This is a genomic window from Nitrosococcus halophilus Nc 4 (assembly GCF_000024725.1).
In the GTDB taxonomy this organism is placed as follows: domain Bacteria; phylum Pseudomonadota; class Gammaproteobacteria; order Nitrosococcales; family Nitrosococcaceae; genus Nitrosococcus; species Nitrosococcus halophilus.
This window is the reverse complement of sequence record NC_013960.1, coordinates 985085-1005760: the sequence shown is the minus strand read 5'-3', so window position 1 is coordinate 1005760 and position 20676 is coordinate 985085. Positions and strand designations below refer to the sequence as shown.

At 59.9% G+C, this 20676-nt stretch carries 24 protein-coding genes; 4 read left to right on the top strand and 20 right to left on the bottom strand.

The window, feature by feature from the left end; translation table 11 throughout:
* Window positions 1–44: 44 nt before the first annotated feature.
* Together NHAL_RS04995 and NHAL_RS04990 are read left to right on the top strand one after the other, a co-directional pair.
* A complete protein-coding gene (locus NHAL_RS04995; protein ID WP_013032082.1) occupies window positions 45–554 on the top strand; it encodes a DUF4124 domain-containing protein in 510 nt (169 codons plus the stop codon).
* A 22-nt stretch (window positions 555–576) separates the two neighbouring features.
* On the top strand, window positions 577–873 hold the full coding sequence (locus NHAL_RS04990; protein WP_013032081.1) for a hypothetical protein: 297 nt from the start codon (window positions 577–579) through the stop codon (window positions 871–873).
* Between the two features lie 84 nt (window positions 874–957).
* On the opposite strand, the gene NHAL_RS04985 is transcribed toward NHAL_RS04990, so the two are convergent.
* From NHAL_RS04985 to NHAL_RS04955, 7 genes are read right to left on the bottom strand one after another with little or no spacing between them, the layout of a single operon-like run.
* Entirely contained in the window at window positions 958–1185 is a 228-nt protein-coding gene (locus tag NHAL_RS04985) for a hypothetical protein (RefSeq protein ID WP_013032080.1), read from the bottom strand.
* On the bottom strand, window positions 1182–3158 hold the full coding sequence (locus NHAL_RS19665) for a hypothetical protein (RefSeq protein WP_013032079.1): 1977 nt from the start codon (window positions 3156–3158) through the stop codon (window positions 1182–1184). Before NHAL_RS19665 ends, NHAL_RS04985 begins: the two co-directional genes overlap by 4 nt.
* A gap of 3 nt (window positions 3159–3161) precedes the next feature.
* Window positions 3162–3551, bottom strand: a complete 390-nt coding sequence (locus NHAL_RS04975) for a hypothetical protein (RefSeq protein WP_013032078.1) — start codon at window positions 3549–3551, stop codon at window positions 3162–3164.
* On the bottom strand, window positions 3548–3838 hold the full coding sequence (locus NHAL_RS04970; protein ID WP_013032077.1) for a hypothetical protein: 291 nt from the start codon (window positions 3836–3838) through the stop codon (window positions 3548–3550). Before NHAL_RS04970 ends, NHAL_RS04975 begins: the two co-directional genes overlap by 4 nt.
* Window positions 3835–4929 (bottom strand): hypothetical protein, encoded by a 1095-nt coding sequence (locus NHAL_RS19660; protein WP_013032076.1) that lies wholly within the window; start codon window positions 4927–4929, stop codon window positions 3835–3837. Before NHAL_RS19660 ends, NHAL_RS04970 begins: the two co-directional genes overlap by 4 nt.
* Window positions 4926–8267, bottom strand: a complete 3342-nt coding sequence (locus NHAL_RS04960; protein WP_013032075.1) for a hypothetical protein — start codon at window positions 8265–8267, stop codon at window positions 4926–4928. The genes NHAL_RS19660 and NHAL_RS04960 overlap by 4 nt, the downstream gene beginning before the upstream one ends.
* On the bottom strand, window positions 8268–8651 hold the full coding sequence (locus tag NHAL_RS04955) for a hypothetical protein (RefSeq protein ID WP_013032074.1): 384 nt from the start codon (window positions 8649–8651) through the stop codon (window positions 8268–8270).
* Between the two features lie 69 nt (window positions 8652–8720).
* Between NHAL_RS04955 and NHAL_RS20155 the strand changes: the two genes are divergently transcribed.
* A complete protein-coding gene (locus NHAL_RS20155; RefSeq protein ID WP_013032073.1) occupies window positions 8721–8975 on the top strand; it encodes a type II toxin-antitoxin system RelE family toxin in 255 nt (84 codons plus the stop codon).
* The gene (locus NHAL_RS04945; RefSeq protein WP_013032072.1) at window positions 8959–9291 is read left to right on the top strand and encodes a helix-turn-helix domain-containing protein; all 333 of its coding nucleotides are present in this window, start codon (window positions 8959–8961) and stop codon (window positions 9289–9291) included. Before NHAL_RS20155 ends, NHAL_RS04945 begins: the two co-directional genes overlap by 17 nt.
* Before the next feature lie 16 nt (window positions 9292–9307).
* Here NHAL_RS04945 and NHAL_RS04940 read toward each other — a convergent pair whose 3' ends face one another.
* The 13 genes from NHAL_RS04940 to NHAL_RS04885 form a co-directional block, all read right to left on the bottom strand.
* Window positions 9308–12601, bottom strand: coding sequence for a phage tail length tape measure family protein (locus NHAL_RS04940; protein WP_013032071.1), 3294 nt, complete (start codon window positions 12599–12601; stop codon window positions 9308–9310).
* Between the two features lie 30 nt (window positions 12602–12631).
* The gene (locus NHAL_RS04935) at window positions 12632–13378 is read right to left on the bottom strand and encodes a phage tail tube protein (RefSeq protein WP_013032070.1); all 747 of its coding nucleotides are present in this window, start codon (window positions 13376–13378) and stop codon (window positions 12632–12634) included.
* A 72-nt stretch (window positions 13379–13450) separates the two neighbouring features.
* Window positions 13451–13612 (bottom strand): DUF7210 family protein, encoded by a 162-nt coding sequence (locus NHAL_RS20935; protein ID WP_013032069.1) that lies wholly within the window; start codon window positions 13610–13612, stop codon window positions 13451–13453.
* A gap of 56 nt (window positions 13613–13668) precedes the next feature.
* Window positions 13669–14109, bottom strand: a complete 441-nt coding sequence (locus NHAL_RS04930; protein ID WP_013032068.1) for a hypothetical protein — start codon at window positions 14107–14109, stop codon at window positions 13669–13671.
* Window positions 14106–14717, bottom strand: coding sequence for a phage tail protein (locus NHAL_RS04925; protein ID WP_013032067.1), 612 nt, complete (start codon window positions 14715–14717; stop codon window positions 14106–14108). The genes NHAL_RS04930 and NHAL_RS04925 overlap by 4 nt, the downstream gene beginning before the upstream one ends.
* Window positions 14717–15016 (bottom strand): hypothetical protein, encoded by a 300-nt coding sequence (locus NHAL_RS04920; RefSeq protein WP_013032066.1) that lies wholly within the window; start codon window positions 15014–15016, stop codon window positions 14717–14719. The genes NHAL_RS04925 and NHAL_RS04920 overlap by 1 nt, the downstream gene beginning before the upstream one ends.
* A complete protein-coding gene (locus NHAL_RS04915; protein ID WP_013032065.1) occupies window positions 15009–15314 on the bottom strand; it encodes a hypothetical protein in 306 nt (101 codons plus the stop codon). Before NHAL_RS04915 ends, NHAL_RS04920 begins: the two co-directional genes overlap by 8 nt.
* On the bottom strand, window positions 15314–15676 hold the full coding sequence (locus NHAL_RS04910) for a DUF2190 family protein (RefSeq protein WP_013032064.1): 363 nt from the start codon (window positions 15674–15676) through the stop codon (window positions 15314–15316). The genes NHAL_RS04915 and NHAL_RS04910 overlap by 1 nt, the downstream gene beginning before the upstream one ends.
* A gap of 5 nt (window positions 15677–15681) precedes the next feature.
* Window positions 15682–16095, bottom strand: coding sequence for a hypothetical protein (locus tag NHAL_RS04905; RefSeq protein WP_013032063.1), 414 nt, complete (start codon window positions 16093–16095; stop codon window positions 15682–15684).
* A gap of 6 nt (window positions 16096–16101) precedes the next feature.
* Window positions 16102–18369, bottom strand: a complete 2268-nt coding sequence (locus tag NHAL_RS04900; RefSeq protein ID WP_157862483.1) for a ClpP-like prohead protease/major capsid protein fusion protein — start codon at window positions 18367–18369, stop codon at window positions 16102–16104.
* Window positions 18370–18464: 95 nt separating this feature from the next.
* On the bottom strand, window positions 18465–19943 hold the full coding sequence (locus tag NHAL_RS04895; RefSeq protein WP_013032061.1) for a phage portal protein: 1479 nt from the start codon (window positions 19941–19943) through the stop codon (window positions 18465–18467).
* Window positions 19940–20356, bottom strand: a complete 417-nt coding sequence (locus NHAL_RS04890) for a glycoside hydrolase family protein (RefSeq protein WP_013032060.1) — start codon at window positions 20354–20356, stop codon at window positions 19940–19942. The genes NHAL_RS04895 and NHAL_RS04890 overlap by 4 nt, the downstream gene beginning before the upstream one ends.
* The gene (locus tag NHAL_RS04885) at window positions 20356–20586 is read right to left on the bottom strand and encodes a hypothetical protein (protein WP_203434359.1); all 231 of its coding nucleotides are present in this window, start codon (window positions 20584–20586) and stop codon (window positions 20356–20358) included. Before NHAL_RS04885 ends, NHAL_RS04890 begins: the two co-directional genes overlap by 1 nt.
* Between the last annotated feature and the right edge of the window lie 90 nt (window positions 20587–20676).

Below are 20676 nucleotides of genomic sequence, written 5' to 3'. Positions count from 1 at the left end.
CGAATAGTCGGTGTACTACTGAACAACAAAATGAGGGTACAACAATGGGTAAAAAATCCCTTATCATCATTGGGTTATTTATTCCCGCCTTGGCGGTGGCCGACATTTACAAATGCATCGTCAACGGCAAAACCGTTTTCAGCGGCTCTCCTTGCGCCCAGGATGCGGAAAAGATCGAGCTTAAGGTCAACAAGCCCAGCACCGAAGATCGCGCCCTGATGGAACAGCAGGTGGATAAGTGGGGAAAGGGTATCGCCAGGCAGAAGCTCATCCAAAAGCGGGATGCCGTCTTGAGGGAAATCAGGCGGAACCAATTCCGGCTTGATTCTCTCAATGACGAGATGGAGGCGGAACTAAAAGCATTACGCTATGAAAAACGCTTCGCCAATAATAACCTGGCCGGGGCGACGTGGGAGCAAAGCATCTCGGAGGAGATGAATTCCATCACCCGGAAATATCAGATCAAACTCGATGGTCTTCATCGGGATATGGACCGGCTTCAACGCCAGGCGGATAGACTGGCCGAGAAGATACGAAAATTTGAAGAGCTATAATACTTTTATGGAGGACACGCCCATGCGTTACGCATTATTTGTTATCACCGCGATGATCCTGATGGAGCCTGCCATGGCTAGGGACTACAGCTACCAAATCCGGCAGGCGCAGCGCTCCTGCGAGATCGAGAAAACTTCCATGCTGAGGGATCGGCACGGCACGCCGAGCTGTCAACGGGTCAGGGATTTGATCGAGCTACAGCGGCTGGAGACCGAGGCCCGGGTGTCCCGGCAGACGGGGCAGCCGATGCCGGATCGAACCACGGTGATTATCAACCCACCCCGACACGACCGGGATAGGCTTCATCATCGGCGTTAAAATCAACTTTTTGCCAGTGCTCTCTCGCGAAATCTGAGTCAATTTGCTGGGGCTTGGTCCGCTACTTTTCGCGAGAGAGCGAGGCTAAACCGTAATATTCACCACCGTTAGATTAGGGGCCTGGCTGCGGATCTCGCCGCCTTGAATAAAAGCCTTTTCCCCCACCGCCACGGATTGCCCCCGCACCCGGATTTCCCGCCCGTCAGGAAGAGTTATCGTGCTGGTGCCATCCCCGTTATGGAGAATCACGTCCCCCACTAGCAGGGGATTGTTGGGCAGGAGCTGTTCCAGGCGCTTCCAGGGATTGGTCATGTGTGGGTCTCCAGGCTAATTGTTTGGCGCACGCTGCCGCTGCGGACCTCGATGCGGGTGGCGCGGACCATCCCGCGCAGGGGGTTGGGGCCGTATTCGATGAGCATGGTGGGAGTCATGAGTCCAATCCCGTAGGTCGCCGGGTCGAAGGGCATGGATAGCTCAAGCCGTTGCTGCTTGCCGGTATCCGCCAGGATGAAGAGGCCCCGCTGACGGGCGGCGGCCTGGGCGGTCACCAGGGGATGCACCACCATCTGGGCGGCGATGTCCCCCGCTGTGCCGCTGCGGGTGACGTGCCCTAGGATTCCCAGGCTCTCCCCGGAGACGAATACGGCGTTATAGGGCGGTTTTTCCAGCCACTCCACGCCCTCGGTGGTGACGATGGATTCCGGCACCACATAGGCGGGACCGGCGCTGCTCCAATCCCAGGGCGCGACCGGGTAGCGATGGAGAAGATGCAAGGTTTGGCCGGTGCGATCCGCTTGAATAATAGCGCCCGCCGCTTCGGCCACGGTCTTGACGCCTTCCAAATAGGTGCCCGCATGGGCCCAAGCGCCGGCGGTCACCAGCCAGTCCGACAACTGCCAATTAATGTTCCAGCCGATGGGAACGCCGTTTTCGGTGAGCAGGTCATCGAGGATTTGGGTGGCGTTGAGATCAATGGTGTTCTTGCGATTGACCGGCCCCACATAGGGGGCATCGAGGCGGGCGGCGAGGCTCCGGCCGGAAATGTTGATCCGGGAGCGTCCAAAGGAACGGGTGCGGCGAATTTGCTCGACGAGAAAACGCCAGGTGATGGTGTTGATCTGGGCTTCCACTTCCACCGGCTCGGCAACCGGCTGGACATTGGCCAATTGATCGGCGGGCAGCTCCGCCGAGAACTCCCAACCCCAGTTATCGGCATCGATGGCCACGCTCATGGCGAAAGTGGGCAACTCCAGACTGTCGGCAACGCGGATTAAATGAACGTCGTTACTCACAAAGTACACCTTGAGACGGGGAATATAACGGGTGCGGCTGCCGGGTTGATGCAGGCACTCCCGCAAAATGAGGGTGGAGGTGTCCCGAAACTGACGTAATACCAGATCGGCCTGGCCCACATTGCGGCACGGGTCCGGCGGTGGTGGCGGCGGCGGGATGATGATGAGTCCGCCCCAGCCATACTGGATGCGGCCCGTTTCCCAAATTCCACAATAGTCCAGCCGGGTTCTCAGGGCGTCGGTGTAGTCGCCACACCAGTCCTGAACCAACAGCACCGCTTCCTGGTAAGGGTTGCACTTGGCGGGTCTTTCGGTGCGCAGGAGGTCGATCCAGTCCAGGCAAGCAACCGTCAGGAGGGATCTGGCGGGTTCGTAAGCTGCGCAGCGGCCCAGATGCTGGCGGGTGAGATCGGCGAAGGTCCCACAAAGGCCGGTCATCAGCGGTGCCCCCGCCTCCGCTACCGCGCAGGTGCTGCCGGGCAAAGGCGACAAGGGACCAAAAGCAGACGCCGTTTCCCCTCGTATTTTTTCCCCGAGCCGCCAGGGAAAGCAGGCCTCTGTCCGGAGTTTCTCGGTCTGGGCGAATGTGGTGCATGTGGAGGGGGACTCTCCTAGGCCCGGCTGCCATACCCCGCAAGCCGGGGACTCGATCCCCCGCCAGACGGCATTGTCGTAGACGGCTTCCATGTTGCTGGCCAGAGCCGGTAGATTGCCGTGCAGCTTCCCATCCGCCGCATAGATTGCCGCGATTTGGGATTGAAGCTCCGGCAGTTTCCCATGCAGCTCGGCATTGTGGACCCCCTCGACCTGGGCGCTGATCTGGGATTGAAGTGGGGGCAGAAAGCCCTGGAGCGCGAGAGTCCGATCCGGCGGTCTCGCCAGGCGCAAATCCCCAAGGGCGCGATCTTGCAGCCATAAATCCGCGCCGGTCCGATCCCGCGCCAGGCGCAGGTCTCCCGGGGAGCGGTCGAGAAGCTTGAGATCGGCAGGCACCCACTACTCGCTCAAAGTTTTGGTGGTGAAGTTAATCAGTCCCCCGGTGAAGACGCTGGCGGGGGATATCGACAAATCGGCATTGGGATCATCGGCCGCATCCATGTCCATGATCCAATTGCCGTCCTTGTCGGTGATTCGGGCCCAGGTGACGGTGCCATCGGCGGCGGCGTTGATGCTGTCCGGCAGGGCCAGGGTTAGGACATTACCCGAGACCGTACCGGCGGGGCTGCCCAAGTCGACGATACCCAAGGCGTTGGTGGCGGCCCCACCGGCAGCGGGCCGGACACCGTCGTAGAGCGTGAGTTGCGCCGTGCCCGCGCCGGTGTCGATGGCGTCCCGCAGGGCAGTGAGGCGGGCGGTTTTGGCGCTGACGGTCACGGCAATGGTCATGGCATGGGCTCCGAATCCACGCGGACGATATCCGGGTGAAAATTGGTCTGGAGATCCTGCCCGGCCACGAGAAACGTCCCGGAGGCGATGTGCTCGAAGGCGTAAGTGCCCTCTTGGGCGGTGAAGGTCTGGGCGATGACATGGAAATTTCGTTTATCCAGCAGCAGCACCCGCCGGGTATCCGCCGGCGTGGCCTCCAGGCGCACCGTGCCGTGGATGCGGTGGTTGCCGGCATATTGATCGGTCCGCTTGACGATCAATTGCCCGCTGAGGACAACCGAGCTCACCGCCAGGCTCCGGTGAGGTTGAAGGCGGGTTGGTTCAGTGGAATATTAAAATTTAATTCTTTTACCACAAAAAAAACGTCAGAGGAGTTACTGGCGTCATCAATGATGTGAAATCCTACTCCCAGATCATTATGGGCCATCCCCAGGCCCGGCAGCATGCCCCGCAGATCGTTGTCGGCCGCAACCAAAATTGGGCTCTCGTTAATATAAAACTGGCCATCGGAAAGATTAGGGTCGGCGACTAATAGTTTTGGGCCATGCAAACTAACCTGAAAATTAAGGTTGCCGATATTAGAACTTCGCGCGATCCGCCAAACACTAGAACCATCATTCATTTTGGACGATGGGGTATGATTATGGGGTTGCGCGTTTGAATTATTTCCATTAGCGATCAAAACGCAATGATAGGCATCGGCGGGCTTGAAGCTCTGGATGTCGCCAAAGACAGCTATTCCCGTTTTATTCGTTCCCGCTTCAAAATACACATAAAACAACCGGCTGTCCCCCACCACCGCCCATTTTATGGGCGAATTTACCCCCGCGGCGAAATAACACGAATTGTCAAAGGGATTGGTGCCGGTATCCACATCGGTCATGGATTCATAACCGGAAACGGCCTTGGAACGAGCCGTTGTGCTGTCATCCAAACGCAAATAAAAGCCGGTGGCGAGCGGGTCGGTGCTGCGATAGGCGGCCTTATCCGTGCCCGAAAAGGCCTTTTCCCATTGGCCAATGGGCGCGGCCTTGGCGGTGATGGTTCCCGTAGCGGTAGCGGGCGGCGTTCCGCTGGGCGTAAACTTAAAAGTGGTAGAGTCTACAAAGGTCACCCGCTGCTCGCCATTAAATTCGGACTCATTGGCACCCTCGATGAGCGCCACTTGATATTTTAGAAAGCCATGCCCACCGGATACGGTAGCGGTGGCCTCGCCCGTCCCGGAGTCATAGGTGAGGCTATCCAGCCCCTGGGTATTGAAGCCGTTAAGCAAGCAGGCATCCAGTACGCTGATCATTTCGCCTGGGGCCACATCGTTCCCGCTAATTTGCGGCGCGCCCACCATATCACTATGAAACCATTTCACCGGGATGGTCATGCGTCAATGTCTCCTCTGATTTGAATACAGAATTTATCCGAGCCGCTGGAGCCCTCCGATTGCTGAATGGAACGGGCGATCCAGAGGGGATAATTGGCTCCGATGGTGTTAAACCTGAGCACATTGCCGGTGGCCCAGCCCGCGCCCCAACCGGCGGCGGGAATGGTGAAATAGGGCTCGTTGGTGGCCGGATTCACCGGCGCGATATCGCCGGCGATGGCCCAGCGGTTTTCCCCCGCCAGCAATAGCCCGCCGACGTTTTCCCCGAAGATTTCTACTTCGGTGGTATTTAAAAACCGGCAATACCAGCGCTCGGTCAAGGCCCCGTCGTTAGTGACGACAATGGGATTTTGCACCTCGTTGAAAGTGGCGGTGGCCTCGGAGCCAATCACGGTATCCGACCACTCGCCGGTCCAGGAGGCCTGATCGAACAGGTTGGTGAACCGGGCCTGCATATCCCCGATAAGCAGCGTGCTGGAGGCCAGGGACTCATCCACCGGGAAATCATGGGTCAACTGCCGGGTCAGGGTCAGGGTGCCGTCGATTTGCACATCGGAGACCATGGCCATGTCGGCGATGGTGTGGAAAATCGTCAGGGGCGCGGTATAGGGGGCCACATTCACCAGAGTCACCGTCCCGGCATCCAAATCGGCGGAGAAATCCGCTTCCGCCATCACTTGCCCGTTATCATCCTCAATGCGCACTTTGGTCAGCCGATTTCTCAAAGTGTCGATGACCTGCCCGTTGGTGGGTGAGTTTTCGATGATTTGCCCTGTGTGATGGACCACCACCACCCCGCCGGGGCGGTAAATGGGCACCCGGCCATCGGAGGGCAGGCGCACCGGGTCCAGCCCCAGAATATCCGCATCCAGGGGCAGGAACTTGAACACCACTTCGTTATGGCGGACGGTGTTGGGAAAGACAAACGTGGGCTTCCAAATGTTGCCGTCCCCGTCCACATTGGCGGGGTCGTACCAAGGTTCCGACTTTTCCTCCGTGGTCAGGCTGCTATCCGCCACCAGCGCCCCAAACCGGATTTGCACCACGCCCATTTCCTGTTCCACTTGACCCTCGGCGGTGGCGCTGGACATCAACCCATTGGGGTCCGAGCTTTCAGTCAGGGCGGTGCCGTCCAGGGTGGTGGCGTTAACGATGAGGGAGCCGGGCTGGAGGGGGCTGCCGGAGGTGCGGAAGAAAAATTCATCGTCATACCAATCCCCAAAAACCGAAACCAGGGAATTGATGGTGAGGGTCGCCCCGGCGTTGAAGACGCTCAGGGTCACCATCCCCGCGTCGTACTCCACTTCCCCCGCCACCGTGCCATCGTCCAGGTACAACACGCCGCCGCCGGCCCGGTCCGAGTAATTCTGGCCGCCATAGCTAAAGCGCAAGGTACCGGGAATAATGGAGTCCGACACGTTCGGGAGCAAATCAAATTGCAAGGAAGGCAGGGACACCGGAGTGCTGTGGGTCACGGGAGTCCCCGAGTCCTGGGCGTAGGTGGCGACGATTTGGCCTTGAAAGCGAATGATAGTGGAAGAGCGGGTCCAATCCCCTTCCGCGCTTTGATAGAAACTGGACTCGGCGGTAATGGTGTCGGCGGTGTTGAAGATGACCGCGCCGGTGCCGTAGTTGATGCCCCCGTTGAGGGCAAGAGAGCCTTTATTGTCCACGTCCGGGTTGGCGTGATCCACCAAAAGGTAGCCCTTCTCGTTCTTCTCCAGGCTTTCGATATTCACCGGTGGGCTCCAGCCCAGCGCCTTCTGCCGGTTGATATCGTCCACAATGAAAAAGAAGTGATAGCCCTTTTTCACCCGCTCGAAGGATTTCTGGGATTTGAGGCGGATGGAGATCTCCACCGAGCCGGGCTTGACCGGGGGATTGGCTAGATTAAATTGGACCTGGGGGCCGCCCGTATCGGGGTTGAAGGTCTCGTGAAAAAGATTGGGCGCCTCGTCCCAGTCCACGGTGATCTGGGTGCCGTTGTCCGGGTACTCGGTAAACTCGATGTAGCCTTCCCCGGTGGCATGGACGAAGTTGCCGCTGGCATCGCCGCTAATCACCCCATCATTGGCCACGGTGGCGGACTTGGCCAGTCCTCCCGCCGTCCAGGAGAGGGTGACGCTTCCAGGCACCGCGCCGCCATTGAGCTGGATGGGCGCGATGGGCAGATCGTTGATGGTGGTCCCGGCCCGATTGACGTAGTGGACCGTGGTGCTCCAGGTAAAGACCACCGAGCTGCCCACATCCGGCAGGGCCTGGAGGGTGACGCTCACCGAGCCCGTCTGGAAATTCACCGAGCCGGAGCCGGCCCCGTCGAGAATGCCCGTGCCGTCGTCTTCCAGCCGTTGCCACTGCCCCAAGGCCCGGTATTCCACCACCAATCGGCCTGGGGAGGGAATCGGCTTGAGGGAGGCCACGTAACTAAAAGCCCGGTTGCCCAAAGTCACCTCGATGGCGTGGGTATGGCTCGGGCCGATGATGTCGAAGGTCTCCGCCCCGGAAGTGATGCTCACGGGTTTGGTGGGCAGGGGCGTATCCACCACCGGCGTCTCGGAACGGGCCGAGGGCACCAACTGCCCGTAAACGGAGTCCACGGTCAATTGGGTCGCGCCGGTCAGGGCTTGCTGGGCCAAGGGCTTAACCCCGAAATATTGGCTGGCGTCCGCCACTAAAGTGGTGCGCACCCTGGCGTCCGGGTTGATCACATCCTCCCGGCTGATATTGGGGCCGTGGTAAGTGTCCCGGAGCGGGTCGGAAATCTGACAGGTAAACACCTGGCGGTGGAAGGTCCCCTGGGTATCGGTGAAAGTCTGGTCCTCGCTACTGACCTCCGTCACCCGCACAAACTGGCTATATTCATCCACCTGATCTTCATTTTCGATGAGATAGAGCACATCGCCCACATTGGGCAAGCCATCTCCGACCCGGGCGAACATCAATAGCTGCTTTTGCCCCTCCACTTGGGTGTCGAACAAAAACCAGGGACCGATGGGACCGGCCACCACGTAACGCTCAATCACATCCCTGGCTTGGGTGCGCACGTCGTTCCAGTCCTCGGTGCTGAATAGCAGCACGTCGATGTTGTCGTCCTGGGGCGGCTGCTCCACGATGACATGGGCGCCGAAGTAGACATCCGTGTTTGGCGTCAGCACCGCCGGGAAGGTTTTGCGCAGGTTGACCCGGCCAAAGGTGCGATCCAGTTCGGACACATCGGGGAAAATATTATTGCTCTGCCCGTCCACGATGACGTTGCCGGTCATCCGGCCGCCGCCGTCGTCGAAGTCGGTCATGCGCTGGGATTCAAGGAGTTTAATATCGTCTTTAGTGATGGGCATTTAGATTTCCAGCAAGCGTAGGGTTAGGTCATAAAGGGTGTCGGTATCCGGATCGGCCAGGCCCTCCAACACCGGTGCGGCTTCCAGCGGCGTGTCCCCATGGCGCCAGCGGACCGTGAAGGCGCGGCCATCATGGAGGGTCAAGGTCATGTCGTTATTGGCCAAGAGCTTGGCCCGCAAGGCCTCCGCCGTGGCGCGGGTGGTCCACGCGCCGCCGGCGGGGGATTGCAAGGTGATGGGCCGCCCGGCCTGTTGGGTTCCCTCTTCCAAAATGAGGGCACCGGTTAAGGTGAACTCGGAATTTTGCACCACCGGCGACCAGCTATATTCATCGGTCCAGCTCAGGTCTTCCGGCAAGGTGATGGCGTCCAGGGTAATGGCCATAGATAACGCTTATGTCAACTCCAACATGGCAAGTTGAGAAAACTTATAAATAACTTATAATTTTTTCTCGTGAATAAGATTGATTGGCAGCCCAAGGCACTTAAACAATTGCGTAAACTGGACCGCCCCCGCCAGCAGCAAATCGTCACGGGTGTGCGCGTACTCAAGGACTTTCCCCATTGCGCTAACGTGAAGAAATTGATCCGGCACACTTACCCCTACCGGCTGCGGGTGGGCGACTATCGGGTGTTCTTCGAGTTCGACAGCCAGGTTTGCATTGTTCGCATTGAAGAGGTAAGAAAGCGCCATGAGCACACCTATTGAATACCAAACTATCAAGGATGAAGCGGGTAATCCGGCCTTTGTGGTGATTCCATATGCCGAGTTTCTACGGCTGCGCGAACGCGCCGAGCACCTGGTCCCCCAGGAGGTGGTGGAACGCGTGGTCATGGAAGAGATGACGCCCATTCGCGCCTGGCGTGAACATCTGGGGCTCACCCAAGGGGAAGTGGCTTCCCGCATGGCTATCTCCCAATCCGCTTTTGCCCAGATGGAAGCCTCAAGCGCCAAGGTGCGTAAATCTACCCTACGCAAGATTGCAGGGGCCTTAGGCCTCCATGTAGAGCAGTTGGATTTTTGACTGTCTGGAATGGCCATCAAGTCACCCGCTTGGCCCGTTCCAGCATTTCGATGAAGTCGATCAGGTTGTCCTCTTGATCGGCGGGAACGTCGAAGGAGCGGCCATTGCCGTATTCCACCCGGATCACCTTGGTCACTTGTTGGGGTGATGGCGCGGCGGCTGCCGTGGCCTGGGGGGTTCGCCGGGTGGGCGTGGTCCTCCGTGAGGTTTCCTCGGGCTCCTCATTGTTGTCCCTCTCCTCTCGCCTCTGCCGTTCTTCCTCCCGTTCTTTTTCCCGCTGGGCGCGCTCTCTCTCCCGTTGGGCCCGTTCTTCTTCCTCCTTGCGGATGTTGGCCAGCTTTTGTTCATGCAATTCTTGCGCGTTTCTCCGCGCCCGGGCGGCTTCCCGCCGGGCGGTTTCGCCGCCTTGGCGCTCCAGTTCGGCGATCCGTTCGAGCTGTTGCTGGAATCGGCGCTTTTCAATCTCTTCCTGGTTGCCGGCAATGCGATCCAGTTCGTCCTGAAGTTGATCGGCCATGCCTTCCAGGGATTCCCGCGCTTGCTCGGCTTGGTCTTCCAGTTGCTGCAAGCGTTGCCGGGCGCTTTCAATCTCGGCCCGGAGCCGATCCATTTTCTGTTTGCCGAGAATGGACAGTTCGTTGGTGGCCCCCTGGGCGACTTTCAGGAAATCGGTGGTGACGTTTTCCCCGCTCTGGAGCCGTTCAATGAGGCTGTCAAAACGATCATTGGCCCGGTCGATGGCGAATTGGGTGGTTTCCGTGGCCTCGATGAGCGCGCCGAAAAAGTCGGTGGTGTTGCGCCGGATTTTGGTGGCCTTCTCCAACATGCGGTCGTACATGGTGGCCGCCACTTCGCTGACCTTGCGAAATTCCTCCCGCTGGACAGCGAATAGGGAGGTGATGCTGGTGATTTTTTCTTCTTCTTCCTCGTGCCGTTGCTGCCGCCGCTCATGGATATCTTCCTCTTGTTCGTCGCCGCCCTGCTGGAGTTGTTGCAGTTCCCTAATACGCTGGGTGAGCCGTTCGGTGGCCTCGGAGGAAGCGTCCGTGCCGGCGGCCAGCTCGTTCATCCGGTCCCGCCCGGCGGCCAAGGTTTCCAGGTACTGCTCGGCGGTGATATGGCCTTCCTCGAATTGCTGACTGGCGAAGGCCAGGGCTTCTCCTAGCTGTCCAGAGGATTGGGCGGCATTGACCGATTGCAGGATTTGCTGGCTCAGGCCCTGGGTCAGTTGGGCCACCTTCTCGTTATAAGTTTTCGCGCTGATTTCACCCGCGTCATAGGCGGCCTTAAGCTTTTTCATCGCCAGGCCGACTTCCTCGGCGCTCTTGGCGTTTTCCACCAGTTTTTGCGCGGCTTGGTCGATGACGGGGCTACCGGACTCAAACCCCCGCACCACTTGCGTGAAGGAATCCGCTAGGGTGCTGAATTCGGTCCGAATGCCGGAGGTGGCCTGCTGGACATCGATCTCCAGGCGTTCAATGGCCCCTTGCACTTGCTCGGAGGACCGGTCCAGATCCTGACTCATCTCCCGGGCCGCCAGCGCGGTCCGGACCATTTCCTCGGCGGCCTTGCGGTAGGCGGTATTGAGGCGGGGCATTTCCTGGCTGGCCGTTTCCACCGATTGGGTCACCTGGTCGATGGCTTCCGCGCCGTTGCGATAGGTCCCGCTGGCCTCGTCGAAGACAATCCGTCCCTGTTCCAGGGCGCGATTGAAATCGTCCATGCTGTCCATGGCCACGCCGGTTTGGGCAGATATCTCGGCCAGTTTATCCTGTAGCCGGGATTGGGCGGTCTCCAGACTCTCCAGGGCTTCCGCCTGCTGGTTGCTGACCTTGATCCATTCTAGGGACAAGGAGATAAGCTGCACGAGTTCATTGGCGATGAGCGTGAAAGAAATGCCCCGCATGGCCGCGCTCAGTCCAACCACCGCTCGGGTGGCGCCGGTCGCCACGGTCCCGATCCGGCCGATGGATGAAATCACGCTGGCCATTTGGCCGAGAAACCTTTGCGCCACGATGGCGGCGAGCGCGCCCGCCAACAGCTTGGACGCGCCGATGACCGAATCGATATTGCGGGTCAAAAAGACCATCGCTTCGGACAGATTGCCGTAAAATTGTTCCAGCTCGGGATTGATGGCCTGCCCGGTGGCAATCCGCAGTTCCTCGAAGCGCTGATCCAAGGTGTCGATGACCCCGGCCAAACCCTCCGCCGCCGCGCGGCCCGCGCCGCCCACTTGACCGGCCACCGCATCCAGGATGACCGCTTGGGCTTTCGCCACCTCGCCGGTCTCCACCAAAGCGCGGATGACTTTTTGTTGATCCCGTGAAAAGGTCAGCCCCGAGCGGCGCATGGAATTAAGACCCAGGATGGGATCTTCCAGGGCTTTGCCCAGTTGCTTGGCGTTGCCCTCCAACGTCCCGAAGCCCGCTTGGGCCAAATCCTGGGAAAGCTCCAGCGCCCTCCCAAAGGACTCCTCTGAAATGGACTTGAAGGTGAGCAGCTCCGTGGCGGCCCGTTCGAATCCTTCCACGCTGCCGAGAGTCGCCAGGGCCAACTCCCGTGACATTTCCCGGATTTCCTTGGCGGTGAGCCCCGCCGCGCCGCCGGTGGCCTCGATGACCTGCTCCAGGGTCTTGAAACGGGTCTCGAACTCCGTCGCCTCCTGGCTGGAGGACTGAAGTATGGCCCCGATGGCGGTCAGGCCCCCGATCTCGGCCAACAAACTGCCGATATTGCCCCGCAGGGAATCGAATTGCCGGCCGGTTTCCTCGCCCGCTCGGCCCATCTCTCGGGTGGACCGGCCCGCCAATGACAGGCGGGTGCGCAGTTGGCTAGCCTCTCCAGAAGCTTCCCGCATCCGCTGGTTGAGGCGGATTTGCCCGTCTGCCAGGTTACGGGTGGAAAGCCCCGCTTGCTGCAATGAACCGCGCAGGCGCTGTAATTCCACCCGCTGATCCTGTTCCGCCTGGGACAGGCGGCGGACCGTTTGCCGGGAACGCTCGAATTGATTTTGCAGGCTCCGGCTGGGGTTTTCCGTGTTGCGCATCTCCAAGGCCAATTGCCGGGTCCGTTCCTTGGCTTTATCCAGGGCCTCGGTCGCGCCTTGCAGGGCCGTTCGCTGCCGCCGAAATTGGTCGATGAGATTTTGCTGCCGGGCGATTTCCGTTAATCGGGCCGAGAGCAGGGACACTTCCGGGGCGCTTTCCTTGGACTCCCGGCCTAGGGTATCCAGCTCCTTGGCGAGGCGCTCCAGGTCTTTCAATCCCTCGACCTGGGCGCCAATGTTGAATTCTACGTCACGACGAGCCATAGCGGATGCGATCCTCTTAATGAGCGGCGGTTAGCTCAACACCACGTCGGTTTGGACGATGTACGGCTCGGATTTGCCGCTCGGAGTCGTCATGGAACCACCTAGCTCAATCGGGGCAAAATCCTCGGAAAGGAAATCGAACTCACTAGACGGGGCCAAAGTCCCTTCCCACACATCCACAATCACCAAGGAATCATCGGCGAAGTTGCGCCCGTCCAAGCGAAACGCGCCCCGGATGAGGGGCTCCGCCCCGCCCTGGACTTGATTGCCGGAGATGGCGCCGTAGTCGTAATCCACCAGCAGCGCCGCCCCGTCGGCGATATTGCCGGTAGAGAGGATCTTCAACATGCCTAGCCGAGTATTCACCTCGTAGTCGGTGCCTTCCACATAGGTCTCGCTCATGGGATCGTCGGTGAGGACTACCGATGAAACGTTGCGGTTGGCCAGATCGACGTAAACGTCGTGTTTACCCGTCACCGATTCGTCGGTCACCGAGCCGGAGGATTGGCTGTAATCGCTGACGATGCCCATAAAGGCCAAGGCCAAGTTATCCTTGTTGATGTCGTCCAGGGTGACGCTAATCTGGGCCGGTTGCTTGATGGGGACCGTGTCCAGAACCTGACCATAAGTGGCCCGCATTCTGGAGGGCCGCTCTTTGATTTCGGATTGTTCTTGGATAGCGAATTTGGTGGCGTTGCCGAGCAAGATCCAGCCTTGATCCACGCCGCTCACTTTGCGGTTGAAATATAAATCTCCTGAGCCTAGAAACCCTGCCATTTTCTTTACCTCGTTGTTTGGTCTTGATGGGTTTCGCTACGCTCTACCCATCCTACGGTTGGCTTAATTGAATTATTCGATGATGCCGTGGGACTTGAGCCATTTGACTTGGTCCTCTCGGACATCCATCGTGTCGCCCGGCTTGAGCATTTTTCCTTTATGGGTGTGGTTTTTCTTGAGTTTCACTTTCACCCGGTTCATGGGCTTTTCCGTTTTTTGTGTGTCTTCTGCCATGGTTTGATTCCTCATTTATAACCGCATTGAATTGCACTGAACCGCATTACATCGCATCAGGGTATCTGCTCGGCATGTTCGCTAATAAATCGCACTTGCACCGCCGCCAGGCGGCTGCCTTCTTCCGGCCCGGCAAGCTGCCGCCCGGTATAGCGCAGGCTACGCACCAGGCCATCCAGATCGGGATTGGGGTCATGGACCGCCCGGATCACATCGGCCTCCATGTCATAGAGGGTTTCCTGGGCGGAAGGGCCGATTTCCGTGAGCGCCTCTACAGTCCATTCAATCTGTATCCGTAAATTTCCGCCCCGCTTGGCGTCGCCCAAAATCTCGTAGCCGGTTTCCACGACCGTCAAGTTGGGCAGAGGAAAGGAGTCATCCTGATGACGCCAACCCAGGGCCACGTCCTGCCCCGCATCGGTGCGATAGCCGTTGGCGGTGAGAATGTTGTCCAAGCGCGCTTTAAGGGCGTTGCCAATTTGGCCGGAAAGGGTCATCGGATCTGCTCCAATTCTTTGGCCCATTCTTCGTCAAAGGTCCGAGCCAGGTCCTCGCGGATGAACGCCTCGATGGCCTCCTCGTGCCACCCAACCACCTGATGCACGGAGGGGCCGTGCAGCACTTTGTACGCCTGCGGACCGCGTCCGGTGCGCACGGCCAGACCCACCGCGCCAGAGGTTTTAAGCTCCAAGAGAAAGCCGCCAGGAAGTCGCGCCCGGCTCCCGCCCCGTTTGACCTTGACGCTGACCCCGGCGAACTTACGCCCTGGCGGGATGCCGAAACGGGGAAAGCCCTGGGACCGCTCGGGATGTTTCACCCGTTGAGTTCTCGCCCGGGCCCCGAACCGGGACAGCAAGCGGGGACGGAAACCGGCAGTCAATTTAGCCTCGGGTCTTGATCGCGTGGCCTTTTCCACTTTCAGCCGTTTATTGATATCGGACTTTTTCAGATTCACGCTCTCAAACACTTTCTGGGCGGTGAACTTTTTGCCCTCCCTGGCCGTGCGGTTGATGGCTCGGGTTCGGGTCCGCGCCAAGCGGGTAGGCATTTGCCGTACCGTTTGCAGCGTCTCGCCCAGTCCTCGGCCTTGAAGGGTGATGGCCATCAGCGCAACCACACCGCCCGGGAAACGCCGTCGTCCGTGTCCCTGGCGTCCACCGTCCGTTCCACGTCATCCAGGACCACTCGATCCCCGATTTCCACCAAAACCTGGTGGTTCAGGAACCAGAGCCGATCCCGCCGGTCTATTCGTTGGCCGTATTCGCCTACAATCTCCACGTTCTTCTCCACTACCGCTAGGACTTCGATCTGGCTGTCATCTTTTTTGATGACCGTCACCGGCTCGCCGAAGACCGCCATGGCCGAGGTCATGGCGTTGACCAGGATGCCGCTGAACTCAGCCACCGTGATGGATCCACTGGTTCACCAGCCAAGCGCCGATGATGCACATCAGCCACAACCCCCGCTCCAACCAAGCGATGGAGACAGAGGATTGTCCATGTTCCGTATTGAGTTGCTGAATTTGATATTCCAGGCGCTCGATGCGCACGCCAAAGCGGGCGAAGGTGTCCGAGTGGGCTTGCTGGCGCTCCTCGATGCGCACCAGCCGCTCCACCAAACCCCGCAAGGCCCGGATTTCTTCCCCGTGGTCATCGAGGCGGGAAAGAATCTGCGCATGGAAGCTATCATCAGCCACGGCCATTAGGTGACCGTGCCGGGAACGCCCGTGAATTTGACCAGCAAGGTCGTGTCTCCATTACCCGCCGCGGCGAAGGCCACCGCCGGCGGTCCGGTCACATCCCCGCTGGCTGGCGTGGCGGCGTTATCATCGAAGGCCCCGGCGGACACATCCCAAGTGAGGCTTTCGCCCTGGGCAATGACCGCCGCGCTGACCTTGGGGCATTTGAAAACGCCGGTAATTTGCACCGAGCCGGTTTCGCCGGTGGCGATGTCGGTCTTGGCAACCCCGAGCATGTTGCCGATGACGACCACATCCCCGGAGGCAATGTCGCTGCCGGCGGTGTAGTCGATGACATTGCCCGGCTGAATATAATTATTGGACATGATCTTTAGCTCCTAACCTTACGTTCTTTCAAAATAGCGGTGATCTTCTCCACGCTGCGCCCGGCGAAATAGAAGCCGAAGGCGGCCATGAGCATTTCCTTGAGCATCCCCACATAAACCGCATCCACCATGCCGCCGGAAATGGACAGCACTGAAAACACCGTCCAGGCGATCATCAGATACACCAGCACCAAGGGGCGGATGTTTTTGGACAGCCAGGAATCGCTGGCCATGTCCGCGCCGTGGCGCTGGGTGCGCTCCCGCTCTTGGGTGAGCTGGTGGGCGGCCAGGGCTTGGGTCAGGTCCCGCTCCAACCGCGCCTTTTCCTCCGGCGGCATGTCCGGCGGGAAGTAGGACTTCACCACGTCCAGGGCCGCGTTGACGCCGCCTTGGATGAGATCACCGATAACAGGGGTCATGCCGGACTAGGCTCCCGGATTTTTAAATGCGCCCCGGTAATCGATGGCCGCCACCCCAAAGGGCAGCTCCACCTTCCAGGCCAGGCCGCTGGTGCGGAAGTTTTCTTCCATTTCAAGACGGGGCTCCCGCTGGCCGTTGAGGAAGACCACTTCCAGCACCGGGGCGATGGCCGGGTCCGCGAACAGATACCAGGGATTGGCGGCGACCCGTGGGGTGTCCACGATGTCCTGGACGATGCCGTTGACCTTGTTGGGCTTCTGGAGCTTGTTGGCGGTATCGGGATCGAACACCGCGTCCACCAATACCCGCATGTTGCCCCGCAGAGATGTATTCACCAGGGCCACGGCGGGACGAATGTCCAGGTATTCGGCGTCATCGCCGGGCGCCTTTTGCTGGGCCATGGCCACGGCGGCGCTGTCGAGTAGGTCCACGGTGGGCGCGGCTCCGCTGGCGGCCAGGTTGCCGTGATTGGCGTGGAACAGGGCCGTCCCGTCGCTCATGGTGGGATTGCTTTCCAGTAAGGTATACACCGCCCGCTCGATTGCCCGGCCACCGGCCCCGCCGAGACCGTTGGCCATGTCTTGGACATAACCCAAGTCGTCGTTGACGATGGTTTCCGGCGTGATCTGAATGATGTTGCCGTGGCGGCTGACCTGGATGGTGTTTTTTTCCGCGTCCGGGATGTTCTTGTTGAGATATTCCCCGGCTTGATTGACCCCATCCAAATTGCCGATGAGGCCCGGCACCAGTCGATTCCAGGCCCGGAAATCGGTCACGTCCCCCACTTTGCAGATCCGGTCCCAGGTGGTGGCGATGGCCATAAAGCCGGTGAGGATCATCTTATGGAGGGTGTTTTCCAGGATGACCGGGAAATCCGAGGTGGTTTGCGCGCCGCGAATCAAACCATGGCTGAGGGCCTTGGCGGCGTATTCCTCCGGCGTTTGGCCGTCCACGTTGAGCCCCGCATCCTTCAAACAGGACCGGGCGATCTCATGGAGCCGCATGCCCCGGTAGGGATTGGCCCGGTCGTGCTTCTCCGCGCCCATGCGGGCCAGCAGGGCCGAAGTCGCACCCCGGACGAATTTGTCCCGGCTGTCTTCACCGGAGACGAAGTTACGCCCCTGGATGGGCTCGACGCCCTGGCCCATGTGGGCCAAGAGCTGATCGGAGGCGTCCTGGGGCTGAATGCTGGGATCGTCCAGGCATTCCTCCAGCAAGGCGGCCACGCCCTCCCGGTTCATGAACCGCTGGAAGCGGTTTTTAATGTCCTTGCGGCGATTGGCTTCCAGGCGGAGGGCGGCTTGCACCGCTTCCGAGTGGCCCTCGCCGGCGCTGCCTTGGGGGGTGGCCAGGCGACGAGTCCCGAAGGCGGCGGGATTGCCCTCCTCGCCAAAGTTCACGCCATCGGCTTCGGCGGCGCTGCGCAGGTCTGCCAGGGGCATCTCCAGGGTTTGGCTAAAGCCTTCCAGCCGGTTGAGGGGCGGGCAGTCGATTGACCCGTTCAAAATTTGATTGACCGTATCCTCTCGAATGCCCGCCTCGCGGGCCATCTCGGCGATGATATCGCTGCGGGAGGTGTCCTCGTCGGTCAGGGCGTCAATGCGACCATTGAGCACCGCCGCCAACCGGGTCCCGGCCCGTGGCGCGGGTCGAGTTCGGGATTTTTTCTTGCCAAACAACATGTGTTGATTCCTTTTGTTTGAGTGAAAGGAGGGATAACGCCGGGCCAGCATCGCCGTCAGGTCCTCCGGCACGGGTTGCTCGCTCCCGACGGAATGGACGAAACCTAGGGCCTGGGCTTCCTCGGCGGTGTAGTAGTGATCTTCCCCGTCGGTCAACAGGGCCAAAATATCCTCGGCGGATTGGCCGGTGGCCTCGGCATAGGCCGCCGTCATGGCCTCGGAATGTTTGTCGAGCATATCCGCCATTCGCCGGAATTCTTCCGAGTTGCCTATGGCCAACGTCCACGGGGCGTGAACCATCAGCAGGGCATTGCTGGCCATGGTCCGCTCCTCGCCCGCCATGGCAATCAGGGAAGCGATAGACGCGGCGATGCCGTCGATAGTCGTAGTGACCTGGGCCGGATGGCGGACCAGGGCGTTGTGAATGGCCAGGCCGTCGTAGACGGAACCACCGATGGAGTTGATCCGCGCCGTGATCAGACGAGCTTCCAAACTGGCCAGGTCCTGGACGAAACGGCGGGCGTCGATGGATTCCTCGTCCCATCCGCCGATATCGCCGTAGATGTAGATCTCCGCCGAATCGTCGGCCAAGGCCCGGAGGCTGAAGGGGCCCCGGCGAATCTCGGTGGCTCTGGAGCTTCGCCTGCCCCGGTTGAACAGTCGAAATGGTTTTAATCGCATAGGTTTTACCGTGTGCTGCTTGAGACGGAAGCGTCGGAATCCAAGGTCAAATCCCGCTCCTTGGCTCGCTTGCGGAAATCGCTGATTTGCTCCAGCACGTCCTTGGGGTTGCGGCCCCGCTTGCGGATCACCTCCGCCTCGGAGGCGAAACCGGCCCGCACCAGACGCAGATAGCCCATGGCTTCCTTGAGAGGGTCGATCCAAGGCATGGATTGACCGATGTAACTGGCGTCGTTTTCCGTGCCGGGCACCACATCGGCGGGCACCGGCGCGACGCTAAGCGCGGCCACATTGACGAATTCCTCCCAAATGGGCTGGATGAAATCCCCCACAAAGTCATCGGTCAGGACCGCGTAATGGACCCATTGCTCCACCAGCTCCTGCCGCTGGGCGGAATAGGTACCATCGTAATCCCGGCTGACGCTGGAATAGCTGGCCCCCAAACCGGCGGCGAAGGCCTTGAGCTGGCCTTGGCGGAAGGTGACCACGTTGGGATTGGGCCGCTTGGAGTCGATGAGCCCGATCTCTTCTCCCATGTTGAGGGTGTCAATGACCATGCCGGGCTGGAAGTTAATCTCCCGAGGCAGGGGGTTGCCTTCTTCGTCCCGGGGCAAGGCGTTGGGGTCGTACAGGTCCGGATTGCCCCGCTTGACGTAGGCGGTGAGCATGGCGGCGATCTTGGCGGCCACCCGCTCGGACTCTTCGTAGTCCTTGATGTCCTCCAACCGGGTAATCACCGAGGCGAACTCGGACACGCCCCGCACCTGGCCGATACGGTCGATAAAGGCGGGGTGAAGCATCCGGCTGGCGGGAACGAATTTCAAATCCCGCTGGCTGACGAACCGGAGCCCATCGGTGGGATGGGATTTATAGACCCAATAGCCGATAGCGCGGCCCCACTGGTTGAGCTGGACTCCTTGCCGGATACCGCGCCCTTCGTCGGTAAACTCGAAGGGCACCATATCCGCCTCGATCAATTCCAGAGAGAACGGGACTCGAGTACCGTGATCGAGAAACGGCACCCGCCCGGGGAGTATTTGGGCGAACATTTCACCATCCCGTATCCAGGAGCGGGCGGCAATACGTTGAACCTTGGAAAAATGATGGCGATGGGTGACTTCCGGTTTGCGTGACCAGTCCCGCCAGGCTTCCAGCAAGATATTGGCGTATTCTTCGTGAATGCTGCCATCCGCCCGGCGGGGCTGAGGCTCGATGCCAATCCCGCCCGGACCAACGACATTATTCACCAGAGTACGGATGGCCCCGCGAGTGAGATCGTGGTTTTGCTCCAGGTGCCGGGCCTGAATGCGAATGGGGACCGCGCCCTGTTCCGTCTGGCGGTTGGGTCCGGCGTTATCCCGATAAAACTTGCGCTTGCGGGAGGGCCGGGCGGCCTCGTAATAGGCCAGCACCTGCCGGGCGGCGTGGCGCTTGAGGGCCGCCTGAGGGGCAAAGTATTCGACGAGCCTATCGATGGGGTTCAAAAGGGAATCCTCCAGCCCAGGCGCATTTGCTCGGCCAGCTCCGCGGCGCGGTTCCCCACTTGTTTCGCCCAAAGTGAATCCACCATTTCACAAGCCGCCAGGGTGTAATTGCGATCTCCCAGGGCGGCGATCATGCGCTTGAAGCTGAGCAGACCGCCCATCCCCAGGTTATAGGCCATGTTGATAATGACCCCCTGGCGGGTTTCGTTCATGACCAGGAACCAGGAATATTGTGATAGCCGGGACTGAAAATGGAGAACGTCGTTCATCAGCATCAGCTCCGCTTCTTGCTCGGAGATGCCCCGGTCCTCCAAATTGCGGCCATAACCCACGGTCATCTTGCCTACCGTGTCCCGGTAAGGCTTGAGCCGCAGGCCCTCATGGCGCTTGAGTTGCTGGAAGAGGTCTTCCATCAGCCGTCCAACCGGGCCACGGCATAGCCTAACCCGCCGATGGTGGGCGCTCCGGCGGCCTGGGCCTCCTCGGCGGCCACCCGCCGTTCCCATTCCTTGCGGCCTTTGCGGATTTCGGCTAGATCTTCACGGGTGAGCTGGCGGCCATCCACCCAACTGATACTTTTGCCTTCCGTTAAGGCGGATTCAGCGGCCAGATACTTGGCGAGCATGTCGGTGGCGGTACTCACGGCGATTCCCCCAAAAGTTGATTGGGGGCATTGTCCGCTAGGATGGAGTCTCATTTCAGGCCCAAAATGAGACTATTTTTTAGGGTGGGA

What these genes read in the sequence shown, in the direction of transcription:
- NHAL_RS04925 (WP_013032067.1), bottom strand. Translation starts at nt 14,717, where the DNA reads ATGGCCATCACCCTTCAAGGCCGAGGACTGGGCGAGACGCTGCAAACG.
- NHAL_RS04915 (WP_013032065.1), bottom strand. Translation starts at nt 15,314, where the DNA reads ATGGCCGTGGCTGATGATAGCTTCCATGCGCAGATTCTTTCCCGCCTC.
- NHAL_RS04945 (WP_013032072.1), top strand. Translation starts at nt 8,959, where the DNA reads ATGAGCACACCTATTGAATACCAAACTATCAAGGATGAAGCGGGTAAT.
- NHAL_RS04890 (WP_013032060.1), bottom strand. Translation starts at nt 20,356, where the DNA reads ATGGAAGACCTCTTCCAGCAACTCAAGCGCCATGAGGGCCTGCGGCTC.
- NHAL_RS04940 (WP_013032071.1), bottom strand. Translation starts at nt 12,601, where the DNA reads ATGGCTCGTCGTGACGTAGAATTCAACATTGGCGCCCAGGTCGAGGGA.
- NHAL_RS04990 (WP_013032081.1), top strand. Translation starts at nt 577, where the DNA reads ATGCGTTACGCATTATTTGTTATCACCGCGATGATCCTGATGGAGCCT.
- NHAL_RS04905 (WP_013032063.1), bottom strand. Translation starts at nt 16,095, where the DNA reads ATGACCCCTGTTATCGGTGATCTCATCCAAGGCGGCGTCAACGCGGCC.
- NHAL_RS04955 (WP_013032074.1), bottom strand. Translation starts at nt 8,651, where the DNA reads ATGGCCATTACCCTGGACGCCATCACCTTGCCGGAAGACCTGAGCTGG.
- NHAL_RS19660 (WP_013032076.1), bottom strand. Translation starts at nt 4,929, where the DNA reads ATGACCATCCCGGTGAAATGGTTTCATAGTGATATGGTGGGCGCGCCG.
- NHAL_RS04995 (WP_013032082.1), top strand. Translation starts at nt 45, where the DNA reads ATGGGTAAAAAATCCCTTATCATCATTGGGTTATTTATTCCCGCCTTG.
- NHAL_RS04930 (WP_013032068.1), bottom strand. Translation starts at nt 14,109, where the DNA reads ATGACCCTTTCCGGCCAAATTGGCAACGCCCTTAAAGCGCGCTTGGAC.
- NHAL_RS04935 (WP_013032070.1), bottom strand. Translation starts at nt 13,378, where the DNA reads ATGGCAGGGTTTCTAGGCTCAGGAGATTTATATTTCAACCGCAAAGTG.
- NHAL_RS04975 (WP_013032078.1), bottom strand. Translation starts at nt 3,551, where the DNA reads ATGACCATTGCCGTGACCGTCAGCGCCAAAACCGCCCGCCTCACTGCC.
- NHAL_RS04985 (WP_013032080.1), bottom strand. Translation starts at nt 1,185, where the DNA reads ATGACCAATCCCTGGAAGCGCCTGGAACAGCTCCTGCCCAACAATCCC.
- NHAL_RS04960 (WP_013032075.1), bottom strand. Translation starts at nt 8,267, where the DNA reads ATGCCCATCACTAAAGACGATATTAAACTCCTTGAATCCCAGCGCATG.
- NHAL_RS04910 (WP_013032064.1), bottom strand. Translation starts at nt 15,676, where the DNA reads ATGTCCAATAATTATATTCAGCCGGGCAATGTCATCGACTACACCGCC.
- NHAL_RS20935 (WP_013032069.1), bottom strand. Translation starts at nt 13,612, where the DNA reads ATGGCAGAAGACACACAAAAAACGGAAAAGCCCATGAACCGGGTGAAA.